This is a genomic window from Clostridium sp. CX1, from assembly GCF_025398335.1.
In the GTDB taxonomy this organism is placed as follows: Bacteria; Bacillota; Clostridia; order Clostridiales; family Clostridiaceae; genus Clostridium_AM; species Clostridium_AM tanneri.
In genome coordinates this window covers 227393-242813 of the sequence record NZ_JAODOO010000005.1, presented here as the reverse complement: position 1 = coordinate 242813, position 15421 = coordinate 227393, and the positions used below count along the sequence as shown (strand labels likewise).

Here is a 15421-nt window from a genome sequence, read left to right as displayed (position 1 = left end):
AGGAGGGAATACCGAAATGGCAGTTAAAGGTTTTAACCCTACCACACCTTCAAGAAGACAAATGACAATGAGTACTTTTGAAGAAATAACTACAAATGTACCTGAGAAATCTCTTCTTGTTTCAAAGAAAAGAACAGGTGGTAGAAACGCAAACGGTAAGATAACAGTTCGTCACATCGGTGGCGGTGCAAAGCAAAAATATAGAATAATAGACTTCAAGAGAAACAAAGATAGCATACCTGCAAAGGTGTCTACAATAGAGTATGATCCAAACAGATCAGCTTATATCGCTCTTGTAGTTTATGCTGATGGTGAAAAGAGATACATAATAGCTCCAGTTGGATTAAAAGTAGGAGATGTTATAGTATCAGGTGCAGATGCTGATATAAAAGTTGGTAACTGTCTTCCTATAAAGAATATACCTGTTGGTACAATAATTCATAACGTTGAATTATCAGCAGGAAAGGGAGGTCAGCTTGTAAGAGCAGCTGGAAGTTCAGCTCAACTTATGGCTAAAGATGGCAACTATGCAACATTAAGACTTCCAAGTGGAGAAATGAGATACGTTAGAATAGAGTGCAGAGCAACTATAGGAACAGTATCAAATTTAACACACGAAATCATAAACATAGGTAAAGCTGGAAGAAAGAGACATATGGGCGTAAGACCAACAGTTAGAGGATCTGTAATGAACCCTAACGATCACCCACACGGTGGTGGAGAAGGTAAATCTCCTATAGGACACCCAGGTCCACTTACTCCATGGGGTAAACCAGCACTTGGATACAAAACAAGAAAACATAAAAAATATTCAGATAGATTCATTATTAAGAGAAGAAATAAGTAGTTTAGAAGAGAATTTTATATTCTCTTCACTAACTATTAATCACATTGTATGAAGGGAGGCCAATTAAGTGAGCAGATCAGTTAAAAAAGGACCTTTTGTCCATGAAGGACTATTAAATAAAATCAATGAAATGAATAAAGCAGGGGAAAAGAAAGTTATAAAGACTTGGTCAAGAAGTTCAACTATATTCCCTCAAATGATAGGTCACACTATTGCGGTACATGACGGAAGAAAACATGTTCCTGTATATATATCAGAGGATATGGTGGGACATAAGTTAGGTGAGTTCGCACTAACTAGAACATATAAAGGACACGTTGATAAAAACGAAAAATCATCTCGTGTAAGATAATGCGGAAAGGAGGTAACATACGATGGAAGCTAAAGCTATAGCTAAATATATAAGAATGTCCTCAATGAAAATAGGTATTGTTCTTGATTTAATAAGAGGTAAGAATGTAAACGAGGCTTTTGCCATACTACAATATACTCCAAAGGATGCAGCAGAGGTTATTAATAAGGTTTTAAAATCAGCTGTTGCAAATGCGGAAAATAATTTAAATTTAGATATAAACAACTTATATGTTGCGGAAGCATATGTAGGTCAAGGTCCAACATTAAAGAGATTTAGACCACATGCTCAAGGTAGAGCGTTTAGAATAAAGAAAAGAACTAGCCACATAACTCTAGTAGTTAGAGAAAGAGCTTAAAAAGGAGGGAAACAGATGGGACAGAAAGTACATCCACACGGCTTAAGAGTTGGCGTAATCAAAGATTGGGATGCTAAGTGGTATGCAGGTAGTAAGGATTTTGCTAATAATTTAGTAGAAGACAATAAAGTTAGAGAATTTGTTAAACAAAGAACTGCTTCAGCTGGTGTTTCAAGAATTCAAATCGAAAGAGCAGCAAAAAGAATTAAATTAAACATACATACTGCTAAGCCAGGTATGATTATAGGAAAAGGCGGCCAAGGAATTGATGCTTTAAAAGCTGAAATTAAGAAAATGGTTGGCGATAAAAATGTTCTAATAAATATAGTTGAAATAAAGTCTGCTGAGGGAGACGCTCAACTTATGGCTGAGAACATAGCTCAACAACTTGAAAAGAGAATTTCATTCAGAAGAGCTATGAAACAAACAATACAAAGAGCAATGAAAACAGGTGTAAAGGGAGTTAAGACTGCATGTTCAGGAAGACTTGGCGGAGCAGAAATTGCAAGAACTGAGTCATATCATGAAGGCACAATTCCACTACAAACACTTAGAGCTGATATAGACTATGGATTTGCAGAAGCAGATACAACATACGGAAAAATAGGCGTAAAGGTTTGGGTATATAAAGGAGAAGTACTTCCTACTAAAAAGGTTGCTGAAAGTAAGGAAGAAGCTAACGCATAAGGAAGGAGGAATATGACATGTTAATGCCTAAAAGAGTAAAACATCGTAAGGTACAGCGTGGTAGAATGAAAGGCAAAGCTACAAGAGGTAACTTTATAGCATATGGAGATTACGCTATACAGGCTACTGAATGTGGATGGATTACAAGTAATCAAATAGAATCTGCCAGAATAGCTATTAATAGATATATCAAAAGAGGAGGAAAGCTTTGGATAAAGATTTTCCCGGATAAACCAGTTACAGAAAAGCCAGCTGAAACTCGTATGGGTTCCGGTAAAGGTTCACCAGAGTACTGGGTAGCAGTTATTAAGCCTGGTAGAGTATTATTTGAATTATCAGGAGTTAATGAAACAGTTGCAAGAGAAGCTATGAGACTTGCTTCACATAAGTTACCAGTTAAGACTAAATTTGTAACTAGAAGAGATTTTGAAGAAGTGGGTGGTGAAATAAATGAAGGCTAAAGAATTAAGAGAACTTAGACAAAATGGCCCTCAAGATTTGCATGCAAAACTTGATGATCTTAAGGCTGAGTTATTTAACTTAAGATTTCAGTTAGCTACAGGTCAGTTAGAAAACCCAATGAGAATAAGAGAAGTAAAAAAATCTATAGCCCAAATTAAAACCATCCTTAGAGAAGAAGAACTAAGGGCGTTTGAACAGTAGGCTGAAAGGAGGTTTGTCCTGTGGAAAGAGGAAATAGAAAGACAAGAATCGGAAGAGTAGTTTCTGATAAGATGGAAAAGACTATAGTGGTTGCTGTAGAAACTAAAGTTCGTCATCCTTTATATGGTAAAACAGTTAACAGAACTACTAAATTCAAAGCTCATGATGAAAATAACAATGCAAAGATTAATGATAGAGTTTTAATAATGGAAACAAGACCATTGTCAAAAGACAAGAGATGGAGACTTGTAGAAATAGTAGAAAAAGCTAAATAGTTTATGATGCTGAAAGGAGGGTATTTTCAATGATTCAGCAACAAACATTGTTGAAAGTTGCAGATAATTCCGGTGCTAAGGAAATTATGTGTATAAGAGTATTAGGTGGTTCCAGAAGAAAATGGGGAAATATTGGAGATATAATAGTTGCTAGCGTTAAAAGTGCAACACCAGGCGGTGTTGTTAAAAAAGGAGACGTTGTTAAGGCAGTTATCGTAAGATCTGTTAAAGGATTAAGAAGAGCAGATGGATCATATATAAGATTTGATGAGAATGCTGCTGTTATAATAAAAGATGATAAACAGCCAAAAGGAACTCGTATCTTTGGACCAGTTGCAAGAGAGCTAAGAGATAAGGATTTCACAAAAATATTATCATTAGCACCTGAAGTTCTATAGAATAAGGAGGTGGCTATAATGGCAACAAGCAAGATACATGTTAGAAAAAAAGACACAGTTATGGTTATATCTGGAAAAGATAAAGGTAAAATTGGTGAGGTTTTAGCTGTAATGCCTAAGACTGGAAAAGTACTTGTTAAAGGTGTAAACCTAGTAACAAAACACCAAAAACCTAATAGAGCAAATATGCAGGGCGGTATAATACAAAAAGAAGCTGCAGTTTATAGTTCAAAAGTTATGTTATATTGTGACAAGTGCAAATCAGTTACAAGAATAAGTCATAAGTTACTAGAAGACGGAACTAAAGTTAGAGTTTGCAAAAAGTGCGGAGAAACATTCTAATCTTTGAAAGGAGGGCTAAAAATGAGCGTAAGATTACAGGAAAAGTACGAAAAAGAAGTAATTCCAGCTTTAATGAATAAATTTGAATATAAGAACATTATGGAAGTACCAAAACTTGAGAAAGTTGTTGTAAACATGGGTGTTGGAGAAGCTAAAGATAATCCAAAGGTTCTAGAAGCAGCAGTAAGTGATTTAACAATCATTACAGGCCAAAAGCCAATACTTACTAGAGCTAAAAAATCTATAGCTAACTTTAAAATAAGAGAAAACATGCCAATAGGATGTAAAGTTACATTAAGAAAGCAAAAGATGTATGAGTTTGCTGATAAATTAATGAACGTTGCACTTCCAAGAGTAAGAGATTTCTCTGGAGTTTCAGATAAGGCTTTCGATGGAAGAGGAAACTATTCATTAGGAGTTAAAGAACAGTTAATGTTCCCTGAAATAGAATATGATAAAATAGACAAAGTAAGAGGTATGGATATAATCTTCGTTACAACTGCTAAGACTGACGAAGAAGCAAGAGAATTACTAAGATTCCTTGGAATGCCATTTGCTCAAAAATAAGGAGGGAAAAACGTGGCACGTAAAGCTTTAATAGAAAAGTGGAAGAAAGAGCCTAAATATTCAACTAGAGCTTACACAAGATGCAGAATATGTGGAAGACCACATTCTGTATTAAGAAAGTTTGGTATATGCCGTATTTGTTTTAGAGAACTTGCTTATAAAGGTGAAATACCTGGATGCAGAAAAGCAAGTTGGTAACTTAGTTATTGATGAAAGGAGGCACAATAAATGGTAATGACTGATCCTATCGCAGATTTACTTACTCGTATAAGAAACGCAAACATAGTTAGACATGAAATAGTGGAAGTACCTTCTTCAACTATAAAGAAGGCTGTTTTAGATATAATGCTTCAAGAAGGATATATAAAAAATGTAGAGGAATATACTGATGGTTCTGTAAACATGTTAAGACTTCAAATGAAGTATGGTCAAAACAAAGAAAGAGTTATAACTGGACTTAAGAGAATATCAAAGCCAGGATTAAGAGTTTATTGTAGAAAAGAAGAAATTCCTAAGGTTCTTAACGGACTTGGAGTTGCAGTTGTTTCAACTTCAAAAGGAATTGTTACAGATAGAGAAGCAAGAAAACTTGGTGTAGGCGGAGAAGTTCTTTGCTACATTTGGTAATCGAATAATACGGAAGGTGCAATGAGAGATATTTATTGCAGACTTACGAGGAATACAGGAGGTGTAATCATGTCAAGAATAGGAAAACTTCCTATAGCTATACCAGGTGGCGTAACTGTTACTGTAACACCAGACAACGTTGTTACAGTAAAAGGACCAAAAGGCCAGCTTGTTAAAGCTATGAGTGAGAAGATTAATATAGCTATTGAAGATAACTCTGTAGTAGTTACAAGAGACAATGATCAAAAGGAAAAAAGAGCTCTTCATGGATTAACAAGAGCATTAATAAATAACATGGTTATCGGAGTAACTGAAGGATTTGTAAAAACATTAGATTTAGTTGGTGTTGGTTACAGAGCTCAGTTACAAGGAAAGAAATTAGTTATGAACCTTGGATATTCACATCCAGTTGAAATAGATCAAGTTGAAGGAATAACATTTGAAACACCTGCTGCTACTAAGGTTGTTGTTAGAGGTATTGACAAGGAACTAGTTGGTGCAGTTGCAGCAGATATAAGAACTTGGAGAAAGCCTGAGCCTTACAAAGGAAAAGGAATTAAGTATGATAACGAAGTTATAAGACGTAAGGAAGGTAAGACTGGTAAGAAGTAATAGAAAGGAGTGAGCTTTATGTTTAATAAGGACGACAGAAAAAAATCAAGAGTAAGACGTCATTTAAGAGTTCGTAAAAAGATTTTTGGAACAACTGAAAGACCAAGACTTGCGGTTTATAGAAGTGAAAAGAACATATATGCACAAATTATAGATGATATAAACGGAATCACTTTAGTATCTGCTTCTACTCTAGATAAAGATTTCAACGGTGTTGGAAGCAATAAAGAGGCAGCTAAAGTTGTTGGTGAAATAGTAGCTAAAAGAGCTCTTGAAAAAGGAATTACAGAGGTAGTTTTTGATAGAGGTGGATACGTATATCACGGTAGAGTACAGAACCTTGCAGAAGGAGCAAGAGAAGCTGGCTTACAGTTCTAGAGAAGGAGGGAAATAAATGAGAATCGATCCTAGCACTTTAAATCTTAAAGAAAAAGTTGTATTCATAAACAGAGTTGCTAAGGTTGTTAAAGGTGGTAGAAACTTTAGATTCAGCGCGCTTGTTGTTGTTGGTGATGAGAACGGACACGTAGGCGTAGGTACTGGTAAGTCTATAGAAATACCAGAAGCAATCAGAAAAGCAATTGAAGATGCTAAAAAGAATTTAATTGAAGTTCCAATAGTTGGTACAACAGTACCTCACAACATATCAGGTGAATTCGGAACTGGTAAAGTACTTATAATGACAGCTTCAGAAGGTACAGGAGTTATAGCGGGTGGTCCTGCTAGAGCGGTACTTGAACTTGCTGGCTTAAAGGATGTTAGAGCTAAGTCATTAGGATCTAACAACCCAAGAAACATGGTTAACGCAACACTAAACGGTTTATCAAGACTAAGAACAGCTGAACATATAGCTAAACTTAGAGGTAAAACTGTTGAAGAGATTTTAGGTTAAGGGGGGGGAATGGCCTTGGCTAAACTTAAAATAACTTTAAAAAAGAGTTTAATAGGTAGAAGAGATGATCATATTGCTACTGTCAATGCTCTTGGATTAAAGAAAATCGGCAAGACTGTAGAACATGAGGAGACTCCTCAAATTAGAGGTATGATAAATAAAGTTAGCTATCTTTTATGCGTAGAAGAGGTATAATACAGAGGAGGTGTAGATAGAATGAAACTTCATGAATTAAAACCAGCTGCTGGTTCAAGAAAAGCTCCTAAGAGAGTAGGTAGAGGTACTGGATCAGGATTAGGAAGAAACGCTGGTAAAGGTGAAAAAGGACAGAAGGCTAGAAGTGGTGGTGGAGTAAGACCAGGATTTGAAGGAGGTCAGATGCCACTATACAGAAGACTTCCAAAGAGAGGTTTCACTAATATATTTGCAAAAGAATATTCTGAAATCAATATCGATAGATTAAATATATTTGAAGATGGCACAGAAATTACACCTGAACTATTACTAGAAAAAGGAATAGTTAAAAAAGCTAAAAATGGAGTAAAAGTATTAGGAAACGGTGAATTACAGAAGAAGCTAACAGTTAGAGCAGCAAAATTCACAAAAGCTGCTGCTGAGAAAATAGAAGCAGCAGGAGGAAAAGTTGAGGTGATATAGGTGCTATCAACCTTACGTAACGCCTGGAAAGTTCCTGAACTTCGAAAGAGACTATTATTCACATTATTTATGGTAGCAATTTTCAGGATGGGAAACTTCATTCCTGTTCCTGGAATTGACACTGCAAAGCTTGCAGATTTAACTAAGAGTGGATCGCTGTTTGGTTTTTACGATTTGATATCCGGTGGTGCATTTAGTAGATTTAGCATATTTGCCATGGGAGTAGTTCCATTTATCAACTCTTCCATCATAATGCAGTTGTTGACAATTGCAGTCCCTCGCTTAGAACAACTTTCTAAGGAAGGCGAAGATGGAAGAAAGAAGATACAACAGTATACTAGATATGCTGCAGTACCGTTGGGAATAGTTCAGGCATTTAGTACGTATGCTATCATAACTAGGGCTAATGCACTTCAAGATCCTTCAAATAAGTTTAATGTATTTTTAATAATACTTACGTTAACCACGGCTTCTACTTTTCTAATGTGGTTTGGTGACAAAATTACAGAAAAAGGAATCGGAAATGGTATTTCTCTTTTAATATTTGTAAATATTATTTCAAGATTTCCTACTACTATATATCAAGTTGTTGGACTTCAGAAAGCAGAAACTGTTAACTTTATTGAAGTTATAATATTTGTTATAGCAGTAGCTCTATTATTTATAGCAGTTGTAATTATGAGTTTAGCAGAACGAAGAATTCCCGTACAGTATGCCGGAAAAACTGCTGGTGGTAGACTCTACAAGGGTCAATCAACTCATATTCCTATTAATGTAAACGGAGCTTCAGTTATTGGAATAATATTTGCAATATCTGTAATGCAGTTTCCGATGACTATAGGACAGTTTTGGCCAGATTCTGCCTTTTATAAGTTTATAACAATGAGTAAGTTTAGTTTATTTAAAGAAAGCAGCTGGCAATATGCCTTAACTTACTTTATTTTAACTATTTTCTTTACTTGGTTTTACACTGAGGTTACATTTAAACCAGAAGAAATGGCTGAAAACATGCATAAGTCTTCTGGATTTATACCAGGAATCAGGCCGGGAGAACCAACAGCTAATTATATCGGAAAAGTTCTTACCAGGATAGCAATACTTGGAGGAGCTTTTGCAGGAATAATAGCTATAACTCCAATAGTAGCTGAATCTTATACAAACTTTAAAGGAATATACTTTGGTGGTACGGGTCTATTAATCATAGTGGGCGCTGCCCTAGATACTTTAAGACAAATTGAGTCGCAATTAGTAATGCGTCATTATCAAGGATTCTTGAAGTAATAAAGATATTTGGAGATGATGTAGGTGAAAATAATTTTACTAGGTCCTCCAGGAGCTGGAAAAGGAACACAGGCTAAATTGATTAGTGATCAATACTCAATACCTCACATATCAACAGGAGATATTTTCAGAAAAAACATTTCAGAAAAAACTCCTCTTGGAATTGAGGCTAAAGGTTATATGGATAACGGACAATTGGTGCCTGATGATGTTACTATACGTATAGTTGAAGATAGATTGAGTATGGATGATTGTAAGATTGGATTCTTATTAGATGGCTTTCCAAGAACAACAAAACAGGCTGAAGCCCTAGACTCATTCTTAAATTCCAATGGACAAAAAATTGACACTGCTCTTCTAATAGACGTTCCTAGAGAATTTATATTAGAAAGAATGACAGGAAGAAGAGTTTGTCCTACTTGTGGAGCTAGTTATCATATTAAGTTTAATCCTTCAAAAAATGAAGGCAAGTGTGATGCTTGTGGTAGCAGCTTGATACAGAGAAAGGATGATACTGAAGAAACAGTTAAGGAAAGATTAGATGTTTACGATAATCAAACTCAACCGCTAATTCAGTATTTTGATAATCAGAATAAACTCTCTCGTGTAGATGGAACAGGAGATATTAAGGAAGTTTTCCAAGATATTTCTAATGTTTTGGGAGCGGTTTAAAATGATTATAATTAAGAATGATAAAGAAATTGAGTATATGAGGGAAGCTGGAAAAATTGTTGCTAATACCCTGTTAAGACTTGAAGAGGTAATAAGACCTGGAATAACGACTGCAGAATTGGATATAATTGCAGAGGAGTATATTACAAAGCAAGGAGCAAAACCGTCCTTCAAGGGATATTACGGTTTTCCCGCTTCGATATGTGCTTCTGTTAACAAAGAAGTAGTTCATGGAATTCCATCTAATAAAGTAATTTTACAAGAAGGCGATATAATTAGTATTGATTGTGGAGCCGTACTCAATGGTTATCACGGAGATGCAGCACGAACTTTTGCAGTTGGAAAGATTTCTGACAAGGCTCAGCAATTAATTGATGTAACTAAAGAAAGTTTCTTTAGAGGTGTGAAAAAAGCAGTTATTGGTAATAAGCTAACTGATATTTCTGCCGAGATTCAAAAATACGCTGAGAGTTTTGGATACTCTCTTGTCAGAGATTATGTAGGCCATGGTATAGGAAAGGATATGCACGAAGATCCTGAAGTACCTAATTTTGGAAGACCCGGAAGAGGTCCGAAATTATGTAGGGGCATGGTTTTAGCAATAGAGCCTATGGTTAACATAGGAAATTATCATGTAAGAGTGGAATCTAATGATTGGACAGTTGTAACTGAAGACGGAAGTTTGTCAGCTCATTATGAAAATACTGTCGCTATCTTGGATGATGGTCCCGAAATACTTACCTTAGTTTAGCAGAGGTGAATATATTGTTAGACAGTAATAACTATTTAGGAAGAATAGTTTACTCAAAAGCAGGAAGAGATAAAGATAAGTTTTTTATAATACTAGGTGTATTAGATAAGGAGTATGTCCATGTTGCTGATGGAGTACTCAGGACTGTAAATAGACAGAAGAAGAAAAAAGTAAAGCATCTAGGTTTCACTAGCGTAATGGCTGATGAAATAAAAAACTTATTATTATCAGGCGAACAAGTTACTGATGCAATGATAAGGGAAATTTTGCAGTCTTACGACAATAATAAGGAGGTTTGATTACCTTATGTCAAAAGATGACGTTATTGAAATGCAGGGTACTGTTCTTGAAGCATTACCTAACGCAATGTTTGAAGTAGAGTTGGAAAGCGGACATAAAATACTAGCACATATATCAGGTAAATTAAGAATGAATTTCATAAAAATTCTACCAGGTGATAAAGTTACAGTAGAACTTTCTCCATACGATTTAACTCGTGGAAGAATAACCTGGAGAGCAAAGTAATAAGGAGGGTTAGCTATGAAAGTGAGACCATCAGTTAAGCCTATTTGTGAAAAATGCAAGATCATTAGAAGAAAAGGAAGAGTAATGGTTATCTGTGAAAATCCTAAGCATAAGCAAAAACAAGGCTAATTAACTAGTTAAATAAAATGATTATTGTTTAGTTTAAGTTAGTAACGTTTTAGGTGCGGCTGTAATAGATAAATAATGTCTATTAACCTAAAACTTTATATAAATTTAAAATTAATACATGTAATTTATTCCATACCAATTAGATACTCAGGAGGTGTAAATTTTAATGGCAAGAATAGCAGGTATTGACCTACCAAAAGAAAAAAGAGTTGAAATAGGTCTAACTTATATATATGGAATAGGATTACCAACTTCTCAAAAGATTCTTAAAGAGACTGGAGTTAATCCTGAAACAAGAGTTAGAGATTTAACTGAAGATGAAGTAAATACATTAAGAGATTATGTTAACAAGAATATAAAGGTTGAGGGTGACTTAAGAAGAGAAATCGCTCTTAACATAAAGAGATTAATAGAAATTGGTTGTTATAGAGGAATTAGACACAGAAGAGGTCTACCAGTAAGAGGACAAAAGACTAAAACTAATGCTAGAACGAGAAAAGGTCCTAAGAAGACAATAGCAGGTAAGAAGAAGAAATAATAGTATAAGGAGGGAAAATGATGGCAGCTGGAGCAAGAGGTAAAAAGACAAGAAGAAAAAAAGAGAGAAAAAATATTGAGCACGGTTGTGCACATATAAAATCAACTTTCAACAACTCAATAGTTACAATTACTGATGCTGTTGGAAATGCTTTATCATGGGCTAGCGCAGGCGGTTTAGGATTTAGAGGTTCAAGAAAGAGCACTCCATTTGCAGCACAGATGGCAGCTGAAACTGCATCAAAAGCAGCAATGGAACATGGATTAAAGAGTGTTGAAGTTTACGTAAAAGGACCAGGAGCTGGTAGAGAAGCAGCAATAAGATCATTACAAGCTGCTGGTTTAGAGGTTACTTTAATAAAGGACGTTACTCCAATACCACACAATGGATGTAGACCACCAAAAAGAAGAAGAGTTTAGTAGTAGGAGGTGTAATTTATATGGCAAGATATACTGGACCTGCATGTAGAATTTGCAGAAGAGAAGGTTTAAAACTATTCCTTAAGGGAGATAGATGTTATACAGATAAGTGCTCATTCTCAAGAAGAGGTTATGCGCCAGGACAGCACGGACAGGGTAGAAAGAAGTTATCCAACTATGGATTACAATTAAGAGAAAAGCAAAAGGCTAAGAAGATGTACGGATTGTTAGAAGGACAATTTAGAAAAACTTATGAAAGAGCTGAAAGAATGAGAGGAATAGCAGGTGAAAACCTACTAAAGCTTCTTGAATTAAGACTTGATAATGTAGTTTACAGATTAGGTTTTGGTGGATCTAGAAGTGAATCAAGACAGCTAGTAACACATGGACATTTCTTAGTTAACGGAAAGAAAGTAGATATTCCTTCATATCAAGTATCAGCTAATGATGTTATAACTGTTCGTGAAAAGAGTAGAGCATCAGAGAAGTTCAAGGTTTTCGCTGAGAATCCAAAGACTGTACCAGCTTGGTTAGAGGGAAGCACTGCGGAGTTTGAAGGAAAGGTTACAAGAGAGCCTTCAAGAGAAGATATAGATATTCCTGTTAACGAAACATTAATAGTTGAGTTATATAGTAAGTAATTAATATAGAATCAGTTGCCCTCAAAATACATTATTAGATAAATAGAAGGAGGGTTATATTCATGTTAGAGATAGAAAAGCCAAAAATAGAATGTGTTGAAGTAAGTGAAGATGGCACCTATGGTAAATTTGTTGTAGAGCCATTAGAAAGAGGTTATGGTATTACTCTAGGCAATGCTTTAAGAAGAATTCTTCTTTCCTCATTGCCAGGAGTTGCCGCTAACCACATCAGAATTGATGGAGTACTTCATGAGTTTTCAACTGTTCGTGGAGTAAAAGAAGATGTTGCTGAGTTAATTCTAAATATTAAAGGCCTAGCTTTAAAAATGAGTGGAGACGGTTCTAAGACTATCGTTATAGATGCCCAAGGACCAGGTGAAGTTACTGCTGGAGACATAAAAGCTGATGGAGATGTAGAGATAATTAACAAAGACTTACATATTGCGACTCTTGATGATGATGGGAAGTTATATATGGAGATTTTAGTTAATAGAGGTAGAGGTTACGTTTCCCAAACTAAAAACAAATCTGAAGATATGCCTATAGGTACTATTCCTGTAGACTCAATATATACTCCTATTAAGAGAGTTAACTTTATTGTAGAGAATACAAGAGTAGGTCAGATTACTGACTACGATAAGCTATCTCTTGAAGTATGGACTAATGGTACAATAATGCCAGATGAGGCTATAAGTTTATCAGCAAAGATTCTAATTGAGCATTTCAAATTGTTCATGACTTTAACAGATCATGCAAACAATGTAGAAATAATGGTAGAAAAAGAAGAAGATAAGAAAGAAAAAGTTCTAGAAATGACAATTGAGGAACTTGACTTATCTGTTAGAAGCTATAACTGCTTAAAAAGAGCTGGTATAAATACAGTGCAGGAATTAACTGAAAGAACAATGGATGATATGATGAAGGTTAGAAACCTTGGTAAGAAGTCCTTAGAAGAAGTTGAGCAAAAGCTTGAGGCATTAGGATTGTCTCTAAAGCAGAGCGAAGAGTAAAATCGGATTATATTTATATACTCAGAGAAAAGTCAAGGTAAGGAGGTATAGAGATGGCAGGATATCGTAAATTAGGTCGTCCAACTGACCAAAGAAGAGCAATGCTTAGAAACCTTGTTACTAGTTTCTTAAAGCATGGAAAAATCGAAACAACAGAGACTAGAGCAAAGGAAACTAAAAATTTAGCTGAGAAAATGATCACTCTTGCAAAAAGAGGAGATCTTCATGCTAGAAGACAGGTGCTTTCTTTCGTAACAGAAGAGGAAGTTGTAAGAAACTTATTTGATAATGTAGCTCCTAAGTATGCTGAAAGAAATGGTGGATATACTAGAATGTATAAAGTAGGTCCAAGAAGAGGCGACGGAGCTGAATTAGTTATACTAGAGTTAGTATAATATACAGGGGATTAAGTAAACTAACTTAATCCCCGTTTTGCTATAATTTATAAAAGTTTCTTTAATGCTTCATTAAGTTTGAGAGGTGTTCCCATGGAGGATAAGATGATAGAGTGTAATGGTGTTATTTATAGATATGCTTCTAGTGATAAAGATGATGGGAAATTAGCTTTAAATGGCGTTAATCTACAGGTAAATAAAGGGGAATTTCTTGTGATATTAGGCAGAAATGGATCGGGTAAATCTACTATAGCTAAGCATATGAACGCACTGCTGGTTCCATACGATGGAAAAGTATACGTAGATAAACTTGATACATCAGATGAAAGAAATATCTGGGATATAAGAAACAAAGCTGGTATGGTATTTCAGAATCCAGATAACCAAATTGTTGCTACTATAGTTGAAGAAGATGTAGCTTTTGGTCCAGAAAACTTAGGAGTTGAGCCTACTGAGATTAAACAAAGAGTTGATGAGTCATTAAAAAGCGTAAATATGCAGGACTACAGGAGGCATGCACCTCATTTGTTGTCTGGAGGCCAGAAACAAAGGGTAGCTATAGCTGGAGTATTAGCAATGAGACCAGAGTGCATAATATTTGATGAATCTACTGCTATGCTTGATCCGTCAGGTAGAAAAGAAGTTATAAGTTCTATAAAAGAGCTTAATGGCAAACATGGCATAACTATAGTATTAATTACTCATTATATGGAAGAGGCTGTTGAAGCAGATAGAATAATTGTTATGGATGAAGGAAAAATTATAATGGAAGGCAATCCTAAGTCTGTTTTCCCAAATGTAAGTAAAATGCAAAATATAGGACTAGATGTCCCTCAAATGACAGAATTAGCTTATGAGCTTAAAAATAGTGGAATTGATATAAGAAAAGATATATTAACAATAGATGAGATGGTGGATGAATTATGTCGATTAAAATAGAGAATTTAACTCATATATATATGAAAGGCTCTCCCTTTGAAAAAAAGGCACTTGATAATGTAACTATCAATATTAATACAGGTGAATTTATTGCCTTAATCGGTCATACTGGTTCAGGAAAGTCTACGCTTATCCAACACATAAATGGTCTTTTAAAACCTAATTCAGGCAAGATAATAATAGAAGATGTAGATATTACTGAAAAAAAGATTAACCTAAGTTCCATTAGAAAGAAGGTAGGTCTAGTTTTTCAGTATCCCGAATATCAATTATTTGAAGAAACTATAGAAAAAGACATTGCTTTCGGTCCTAAAAATTTGGGGCTAAGTGATGATGAGATAAATAAAAGAGTAAAAAGAGCCATGAATATGGTTGGTTTAGACTATGAGAGTTATAAAGACAAGTCCCCTTTTGAATTAAGTGGTGGTCAGAAGAGAAGAGTAGCAATTGCTGGAGTTGTGGCTATGGAGCCAAAGGTTTTAATATTAGATGAGCCTACTGCAGGACTGGATCCTAAAGGAAGAGATGATATTTTAGGACAGATAAAGAGGCTGCATAATGAGTATAAAATGACTATAATTCTTGTTTCACATAGTATGGAAGACGTAGCAAAACTAGCTGATAGAATATTAGTTATGCATAAAGGACAGTGTATACTAGATGGGCCACCAGCTAAGGTATTTAGGGAAATAGATACATTAGAAAGTGTAGGTCTTGCAGTGCCACAGGTAACCTATCTTGTAAGAAGACTTAAAAATTTAGGAATGAGTATACCTGAAGATATATTTACTGTGGAACAGGCTAAACTGGAAATACTCAAAATACTAAATAAAGGTTAGGAGAG

30 protein-coding genes are annotated in these 15421 nt (G+C 35.1%); all 30 read left to right on the top strand.

The window, feature by feature from the left end; translation table 11 throughout:
• Positions 1 to 16 precede the first annotated feature (16 nt).
• The 30 genes from rplB (at position 17) to N4T77_RS07700 (ending at position 15416) form a co-directional block, all read left to right on the top strand.
• Positions 17 to 847 carry a 50S ribosomal protein L2 gene (rplB, locus tag N4T77_RS07845; RefSeq protein WP_261671206.1) on the top strand — a complete coding sequence of 277 codons (831 nt, stop codon included), beginning with the start codon at positions 17 to 19 and terminating at the stop codon, positions 845 to 847.
• Between the two features lie 67 nt (positions 848 to 914).
• Complete coding sequence (gene rpsS, locus N4T77_RS07840; RefSeq protein WP_261671205.1) at positions 915 to 1199, top strand: 30S ribosomal protein S19; 285 nt, start codon at positions 915 to 917, stop codon at positions 1197 to 1199.
• A gap of 22 nt (positions 1200 to 1221) precedes the next feature.
• The gene (gene rplV / locus N4T77_RS07835; protein ID WP_261671204.1) at positions 1222 to 1557 is read left to right on the top strand and encodes a 50S ribosomal protein L22; all 336 of its coding nucleotides are present in this window, start codon (positions 1222 to 1224) and stop codon (positions 1555 to 1557) included.
• A gap of 15 nt (positions 1558 to 1572) precedes the next feature.
• On the top strand, positions 1573 to 2244 hold the full coding sequence (gene rpsC / locus N4T77_RS07830) for a 30S ribosomal protein S3 (protein WP_261671203.1): 672 nt from the start codon (positions 1573 to 1575) through the stop codon (positions 2242 to 2244).
• Between the two features lie 17 nt (positions 2245 to 2261).
• A complete protein-coding gene (gene rplP, locus N4T77_RS07825) occupies positions 2262 to 2705 on the top strand; it encodes a 50S ribosomal protein L16 (RefSeq protein ID WP_261671202.1) in 444 nt (147 codons plus the stop codon).
• The gene (rpmC, locus tag N4T77_RS07820; RefSeq protein ID WP_261671201.1) at positions 2695 to 2907 is read left to right on the top strand and encodes a 50S ribosomal protein L29; all 213 of its coding nucleotides are present in this window, start codon (positions 2695 to 2697) and stop codon (positions 2905 to 2907) included. Before rplP ends, rpmC begins: the two co-directional genes overlap by 11 nt.
• A gap of 20 nt (positions 2908 to 2927) precedes the next feature.
• Positions 2928 to 3182 (top strand): 30S ribosomal protein S17, encoded by a 255-nt coding sequence (gene rpsQ, locus N4T77_RS07815; RefSeq protein ID WP_261671200.1) that lies wholly within the window; start codon positions 2928 to 2930, stop codon positions 3180 to 3182.
• A gap of 29 nt (positions 3183 to 3211) precedes the next feature.
• A complete protein-coding gene (gene rplN, locus N4T77_RS07810; protein WP_261671199.1) occupies positions 3212 to 3580 on the top strand; it encodes a 50S ribosomal protein L14 in 369 nt (122 codons plus the stop codon).
• Between the two features lie 18 nt (positions 3581 to 3598).
• A complete protein-coding gene (gene rplX / locus N4T77_RS07805; RefSeq protein WP_261671198.1) occupies positions 3599 to 3922 on the top strand; it encodes a 50S ribosomal protein L24 in 324 nt (107 codons plus the stop codon).
• Positions 3923 to 3943: 21 nt separating this feature from the next.
• Positions 3944 to 4489, top strand: a complete 546-nt coding sequence (gene rplE, locus N4T77_RS07800) for a 50S ribosomal protein L5 (RefSeq protein WP_261671197.1) — start codon at positions 3944 to 3946, stop codon at positions 4487 to 4489.
• Positions 4490 to 4501: 12 nt separating this feature from the next.
• On the top strand, positions 4502 to 4687 hold the full coding sequence (locus N4T77_RS07795) for a type Z 30S ribosomal protein S14 (RefSeq protein WP_261671196.1): 186 nt from the start codon (positions 4502 to 4504) through the stop codon (positions 4685 to 4687).
• A gap of 30 nt (positions 4688 to 4717) precedes the next feature.
• The gene (rpsH, locus tag N4T77_RS07790; RefSeq protein ID WP_261671195.1) at positions 4718 to 5116 is read left to right on the top strand and encodes a 30S ribosomal protein S8; all 399 of its coding nucleotides are present in this window, start codon (positions 4718 to 4720) and stop codon (positions 5114 to 5116) included.
• Between the two features lie 69 nt (positions 5117 to 5185).
• Positions 5186 to 5728 carry a 50S ribosomal protein L6 gene (rplF, locus tag N4T77_RS07785; RefSeq protein WP_261671194.1) on the top strand — a complete coding sequence of 181 codons (543 nt, stop codon included), beginning with the start codon at positions 5186 to 5188 and terminating at the stop codon, positions 5726 to 5728.
• Positions 5729 to 5746: 18 nt separating this feature from the next.
• Entirely contained in the window at positions 5747 to 6106 is a 360-nt protein-coding gene (gene rplR / locus N4T77_RS07780) for a 50S ribosomal protein L18 (protein WP_261671193.1), read from the top strand.
• Between the two features lie 16 nt (positions 6107 to 6122).
• Positions 6123 to 6620 carry a 30S ribosomal protein S5 gene (rpsE, locus tag N4T77_RS07775; RefSeq protein WP_261671192.1) on the top strand — a complete coding sequence of 166 codons (498 nt, stop codon included), beginning with the start codon at positions 6123 to 6125 and terminating at the stop codon, positions 6618 to 6620.
• A 15-nt stretch (positions 6621 to 6635) separates the two neighbouring features.
• Positions 6636 to 6815 carry a 50S ribosomal protein L30 gene (gene rpmD / locus N4T77_RS07770; protein WP_261671191.1) on the top strand — a complete coding sequence of 60 codons (180 nt, stop codon included), beginning with the start codon at positions 6636 to 6638 and terminating at the stop codon, positions 6813 to 6815.
• Between the two features lie 21 nt (positions 6816 to 6836).
• Positions 6837 to 7277, top strand: a complete 441-nt coding sequence (rplO, locus tag N4T77_RS07765; RefSeq protein WP_261671190.1) for a 50S ribosomal protein L15 — start codon at positions 6837 to 6839, stop codon at positions 7275 to 7277.
• Positions 7278 to 8558 carry a preprotein translocase subunit SecY gene (secY, locus tag N4T77_RS07760; RefSeq protein WP_261671189.1) on the top strand — a complete coding sequence of 427 codons (1281 nt, stop codon included), beginning with the start codon at positions 7278 to 7280 and terminating at the stop codon, positions 8556 to 8558. It begins immediately after the preceding gene.
• A 24-nt stretch (positions 8559 to 8582) separates the two neighbouring features.
• Positions 8583 to 9230, top strand: coding sequence for an adenylate kinase (locus tag N4T77_RS07755; RefSeq protein ID WP_261671188.1), 648 nt, complete (start codon positions 8583 to 8585; stop codon positions 9228 to 9230).
• Position 9231: 1 nt separating this feature from the next.
• The gene (map, locus tag N4T77_RS07750) at positions 9232 to 9981 is read left to right on the top strand and encodes a type I methionyl aminopeptidase (protein ID WP_261671248.1); all 750 of its coding nucleotides are present in this window, start codon (positions 9232 to 9234) and stop codon (positions 9979 to 9981) included.
• 5 nt (positions 9982 to 9986) lie between these two features.
• The gene (locus N4T77_RS07745; protein WP_261671187.1) at positions 9987 to 10280 is read left to right on the top strand and encodes a KOW domain-containing RNA-binding protein; all 294 of its coding nucleotides are present in this window, start codon (positions 9987 to 9989) and stop codon (positions 10278 to 10280) included.
• 7 nt (positions 10281 to 10287) lie between these two features.
• On the top strand, positions 10288 to 10506 hold the full coding sequence (gene infA / locus N4T77_RS07740; protein ID WP_261671186.1) for a translation initiation factor IF-1: 219 nt from the start codon (positions 10288 to 10290) through the stop codon (positions 10504 to 10506).
• A gap of 15 nt (positions 10507 to 10521) precedes the next feature.
• The gene (gene rpmJ, locus N4T77_RS07735) at positions 10522 to 10635 is read left to right on the top strand and encodes a 50S ribosomal protein L36 (RefSeq protein WP_003448032.1); all 114 of its coding nucleotides are present in this window, start codon (positions 10522 to 10524) and stop codon (positions 10633 to 10635) included.
• A gap of 166 nt (positions 10636 to 10801) precedes the next feature.
• The gene (rpsM, locus tag N4T77_RS07730) at positions 10802 to 11173 is read left to right on the top strand and encodes a 30S ribosomal protein S13 (protein ID WP_261671185.1); all 372 of its coding nucleotides are present in this window, start codon (positions 10802 to 10804) and stop codon (positions 11171 to 11173) included.
• 20 nt (positions 11174 to 11193) lie between these two features.
• A complete protein-coding gene (gene rpsK, locus N4T77_RS07725) occupies positions 11194 to 11592 on the top strand; it encodes a 30S ribosomal protein S11 (RefSeq protein WP_261671184.1) in 399 nt (132 codons plus the stop codon).
• 20 nt (positions 11593 to 11612) lie between these two features.
• Positions 11613 to 12233 (top strand): 30S ribosomal protein S4, encoded by a 621-nt coding sequence (gene rpsD, locus N4T77_RS07720; RefSeq protein ID WP_261671183.1) that lies wholly within the window; start codon positions 11613 to 11615, stop codon positions 12231 to 12233.
• 62 nt (positions 12234 to 12295) lie between these two features.
• The gene (locus tag N4T77_RS07715) at positions 12296 to 13243 is read left to right on the top strand and encodes a DNA-directed RNA polymerase subunit alpha (protein ID WP_261671182.1); all 948 of its coding nucleotides are present in this window, start codon (positions 12296 to 12298) and stop codon (positions 13241 to 13243) included.
• Between the two features lie 53 nt (positions 13244 to 13296).
• Complete coding sequence (gene rplQ, locus N4T77_RS07710) at positions 13297 to 13638, top strand: 50S ribosomal protein L17 (protein WP_261671181.1); 342 nt, start codon at positions 13297 to 13299, stop codon at positions 13636 to 13638.
• Between the two features lie 93 nt (positions 13639 to 13731).
• Positions 13732 to 14577 carry an energy-coupling factor transporter ATPase gene (locus N4T77_RS07705; protein ID WP_261671180.1) on the top strand — a complete coding sequence of 282 codons (846 nt, stop codon included), beginning with the start codon at positions 13732 to 13734 and terminating at the stop codon, positions 14575 to 14577.
• Positions 14562 to 15416 carry an energy-coupling factor transporter ATPase gene (locus N4T77_RS07700; protein ID WP_261671179.1) on the top strand — a complete coding sequence of 285 codons (855 nt, stop codon included), beginning with the start codon at positions 14562 to 14564 and terminating at the stop codon, positions 15414 to 15416. Before N4T77_RS07705 ends, N4T77_RS07700 begins: the two co-directional genes overlap by 16 nt.
• The last annotated feature ends 5 nt before the right edge of the window (positions 15417 to 15421 follow it).

Excerpts from the sequence above, each read along its gene's own strand:
- rplN (WP_261671199.1), top strand. The coding sequence starts at position 3,212 with ATGATTCAGCAACAAACATTGTTGAAAGTTGCAGATAATTCCGGTGCT.
- N4T77_RS07705 (WP_261671180.1), top strand. The coding sequence starts at position 13,732 with ATGGAGGATAAGATGATAGAGTGTAATGGTGTTATTTATAGATATGCT.
- N4T77_RS07715 (WP_261671182.1), top strand. The coding sequence starts at position 12,296 with ATGTTAGAGATAGAAAAGCCAAAAATAGAATGTGTTGAAGTAAGTGAA.
- rpsM (WP_261671185.1), top strand. The coding sequence starts at position 10,802 with ATGGCAAGAATAGCAGGTATTGACCTACCAAAAGAAAAAAGAGTTGAA.
- infA (WP_261671186.1), top strand. The coding sequence starts at position 10,288 with ATGTCAAAAGATGACGTTATTGAAATGCAGGGTACTGTTCTTGAAGCA.
- rpsH (WP_261671195.1), top strand. The coding sequence starts at position 4,718 with ATGGTAATGACTGATCCTATCGCAGATTTACTTACTCGTATAAGAAAC.
- rpsE (WP_261671192.1), top strand. The coding sequence starts at position 6,123 with ATGAGAATCGATCCTAGCACTTTAAATCTTAAAGAAAAAGTTGTATTC.
- rplF (WP_261671194.1), top strand. The coding sequence starts at position 5,186 with ATGTCAAGAATAGGAAAACTTCCTATAGCTATACCAGGTGGCGTAACT.
- rpsD (WP_261671183.1), top strand. The coding sequence starts at position 11,613 with ATGGCAAGATATACTGGACCTGCATGTAGAATTTGCAGAAGAGAAGGT.
- rplR (WP_261671193.1), top strand. The coding sequence starts at position 5,747 with ATGTTTAATAAGGACGACAGAAAAAAATCAAGAGTAAGACGTCATTTA.
- rpmC (WP_261671201.1), top strand. The coding sequence starts at position 2,695 with ATGAAGGCTAAAGAATTAAGAGAACTTAGACAAAATGGCCCTCAAGAT.
- rplQ (WP_261671181.1), top strand. The coding sequence starts at position 13,297 with ATGGCAGGATATCGTAAATTAGGTCGTCCAACTGACCAAAGAAGAGCA.
- rplB (WP_261671206.1), top strand. The coding sequence starts at position 17 with ATGGCAGTTAAAGGTTTTAACCCTACCACACCTTCAAGAAGACAAATG.
- rplP (WP_261671202.1), top strand. The coding sequence starts at position 2,262 with ATGTTAATGCCTAAAAGAGTAAAACATCGTAAGGTACAGCGTGGTAGA.
- rpmJ (WP_003448032.1), top strand. The coding sequence starts at position 10,522 with ATGAAAGTGAGACCATCAGTTAAGCCTATTTGTGAAAAATGCAAGATC.
- rplO (WP_261671190.1), top strand. The coding sequence starts at position 6,837 with ATGAAACTTCATGAATTAAAACCAGCTGCTGGTTCAAGAAAAGCTCCT.
- map (WP_261671248.1), top strand. The coding sequence starts at position 9,232 with ATGATTATAATTAAGAATGATAAAGAAATTGAGTATATGAGGGAAGCT.
- rplX (WP_261671198.1), top strand. The coding sequence starts at position 3,599 with ATGGCAACAAGCAAGATACATGTTAGAAAAAAAGACACAGTTATGGTT.
- rplE (WP_261671197.1), top strand. The coding sequence starts at position 3,944 with ATGAGCGTAAGATTACAGGAAAAGTACGAAAAAGAAGTAATTCCAGCT.
- rpsK (WP_261671184.1), top strand. The coding sequence starts at position 11,194 with ATGGCAGCTGGAGCAAGAGGTAAAAAGACAAGAAGAAAAAAAGAGAGA.
- rpsC (WP_261671203.1), top strand. The coding sequence starts at position 1,573 with ATGGGACAGAAAGTACATCCACACGGCTTAAGAGTTGGCGTAATCAAA.
- rplV (WP_261671204.1), top strand. The coding sequence starts at position 1,222 with ATGGAAGCTAAAGCTATAGCTAAATATATAAGAATGTCCTCAATGAAA.
- N4T77_RS07700 (WP_261671179.1), top strand. The coding sequence starts at position 14,562 with ATGTCGATTAAAATAGAGAATTTAACTCATATATATATGAAAGGCTCT.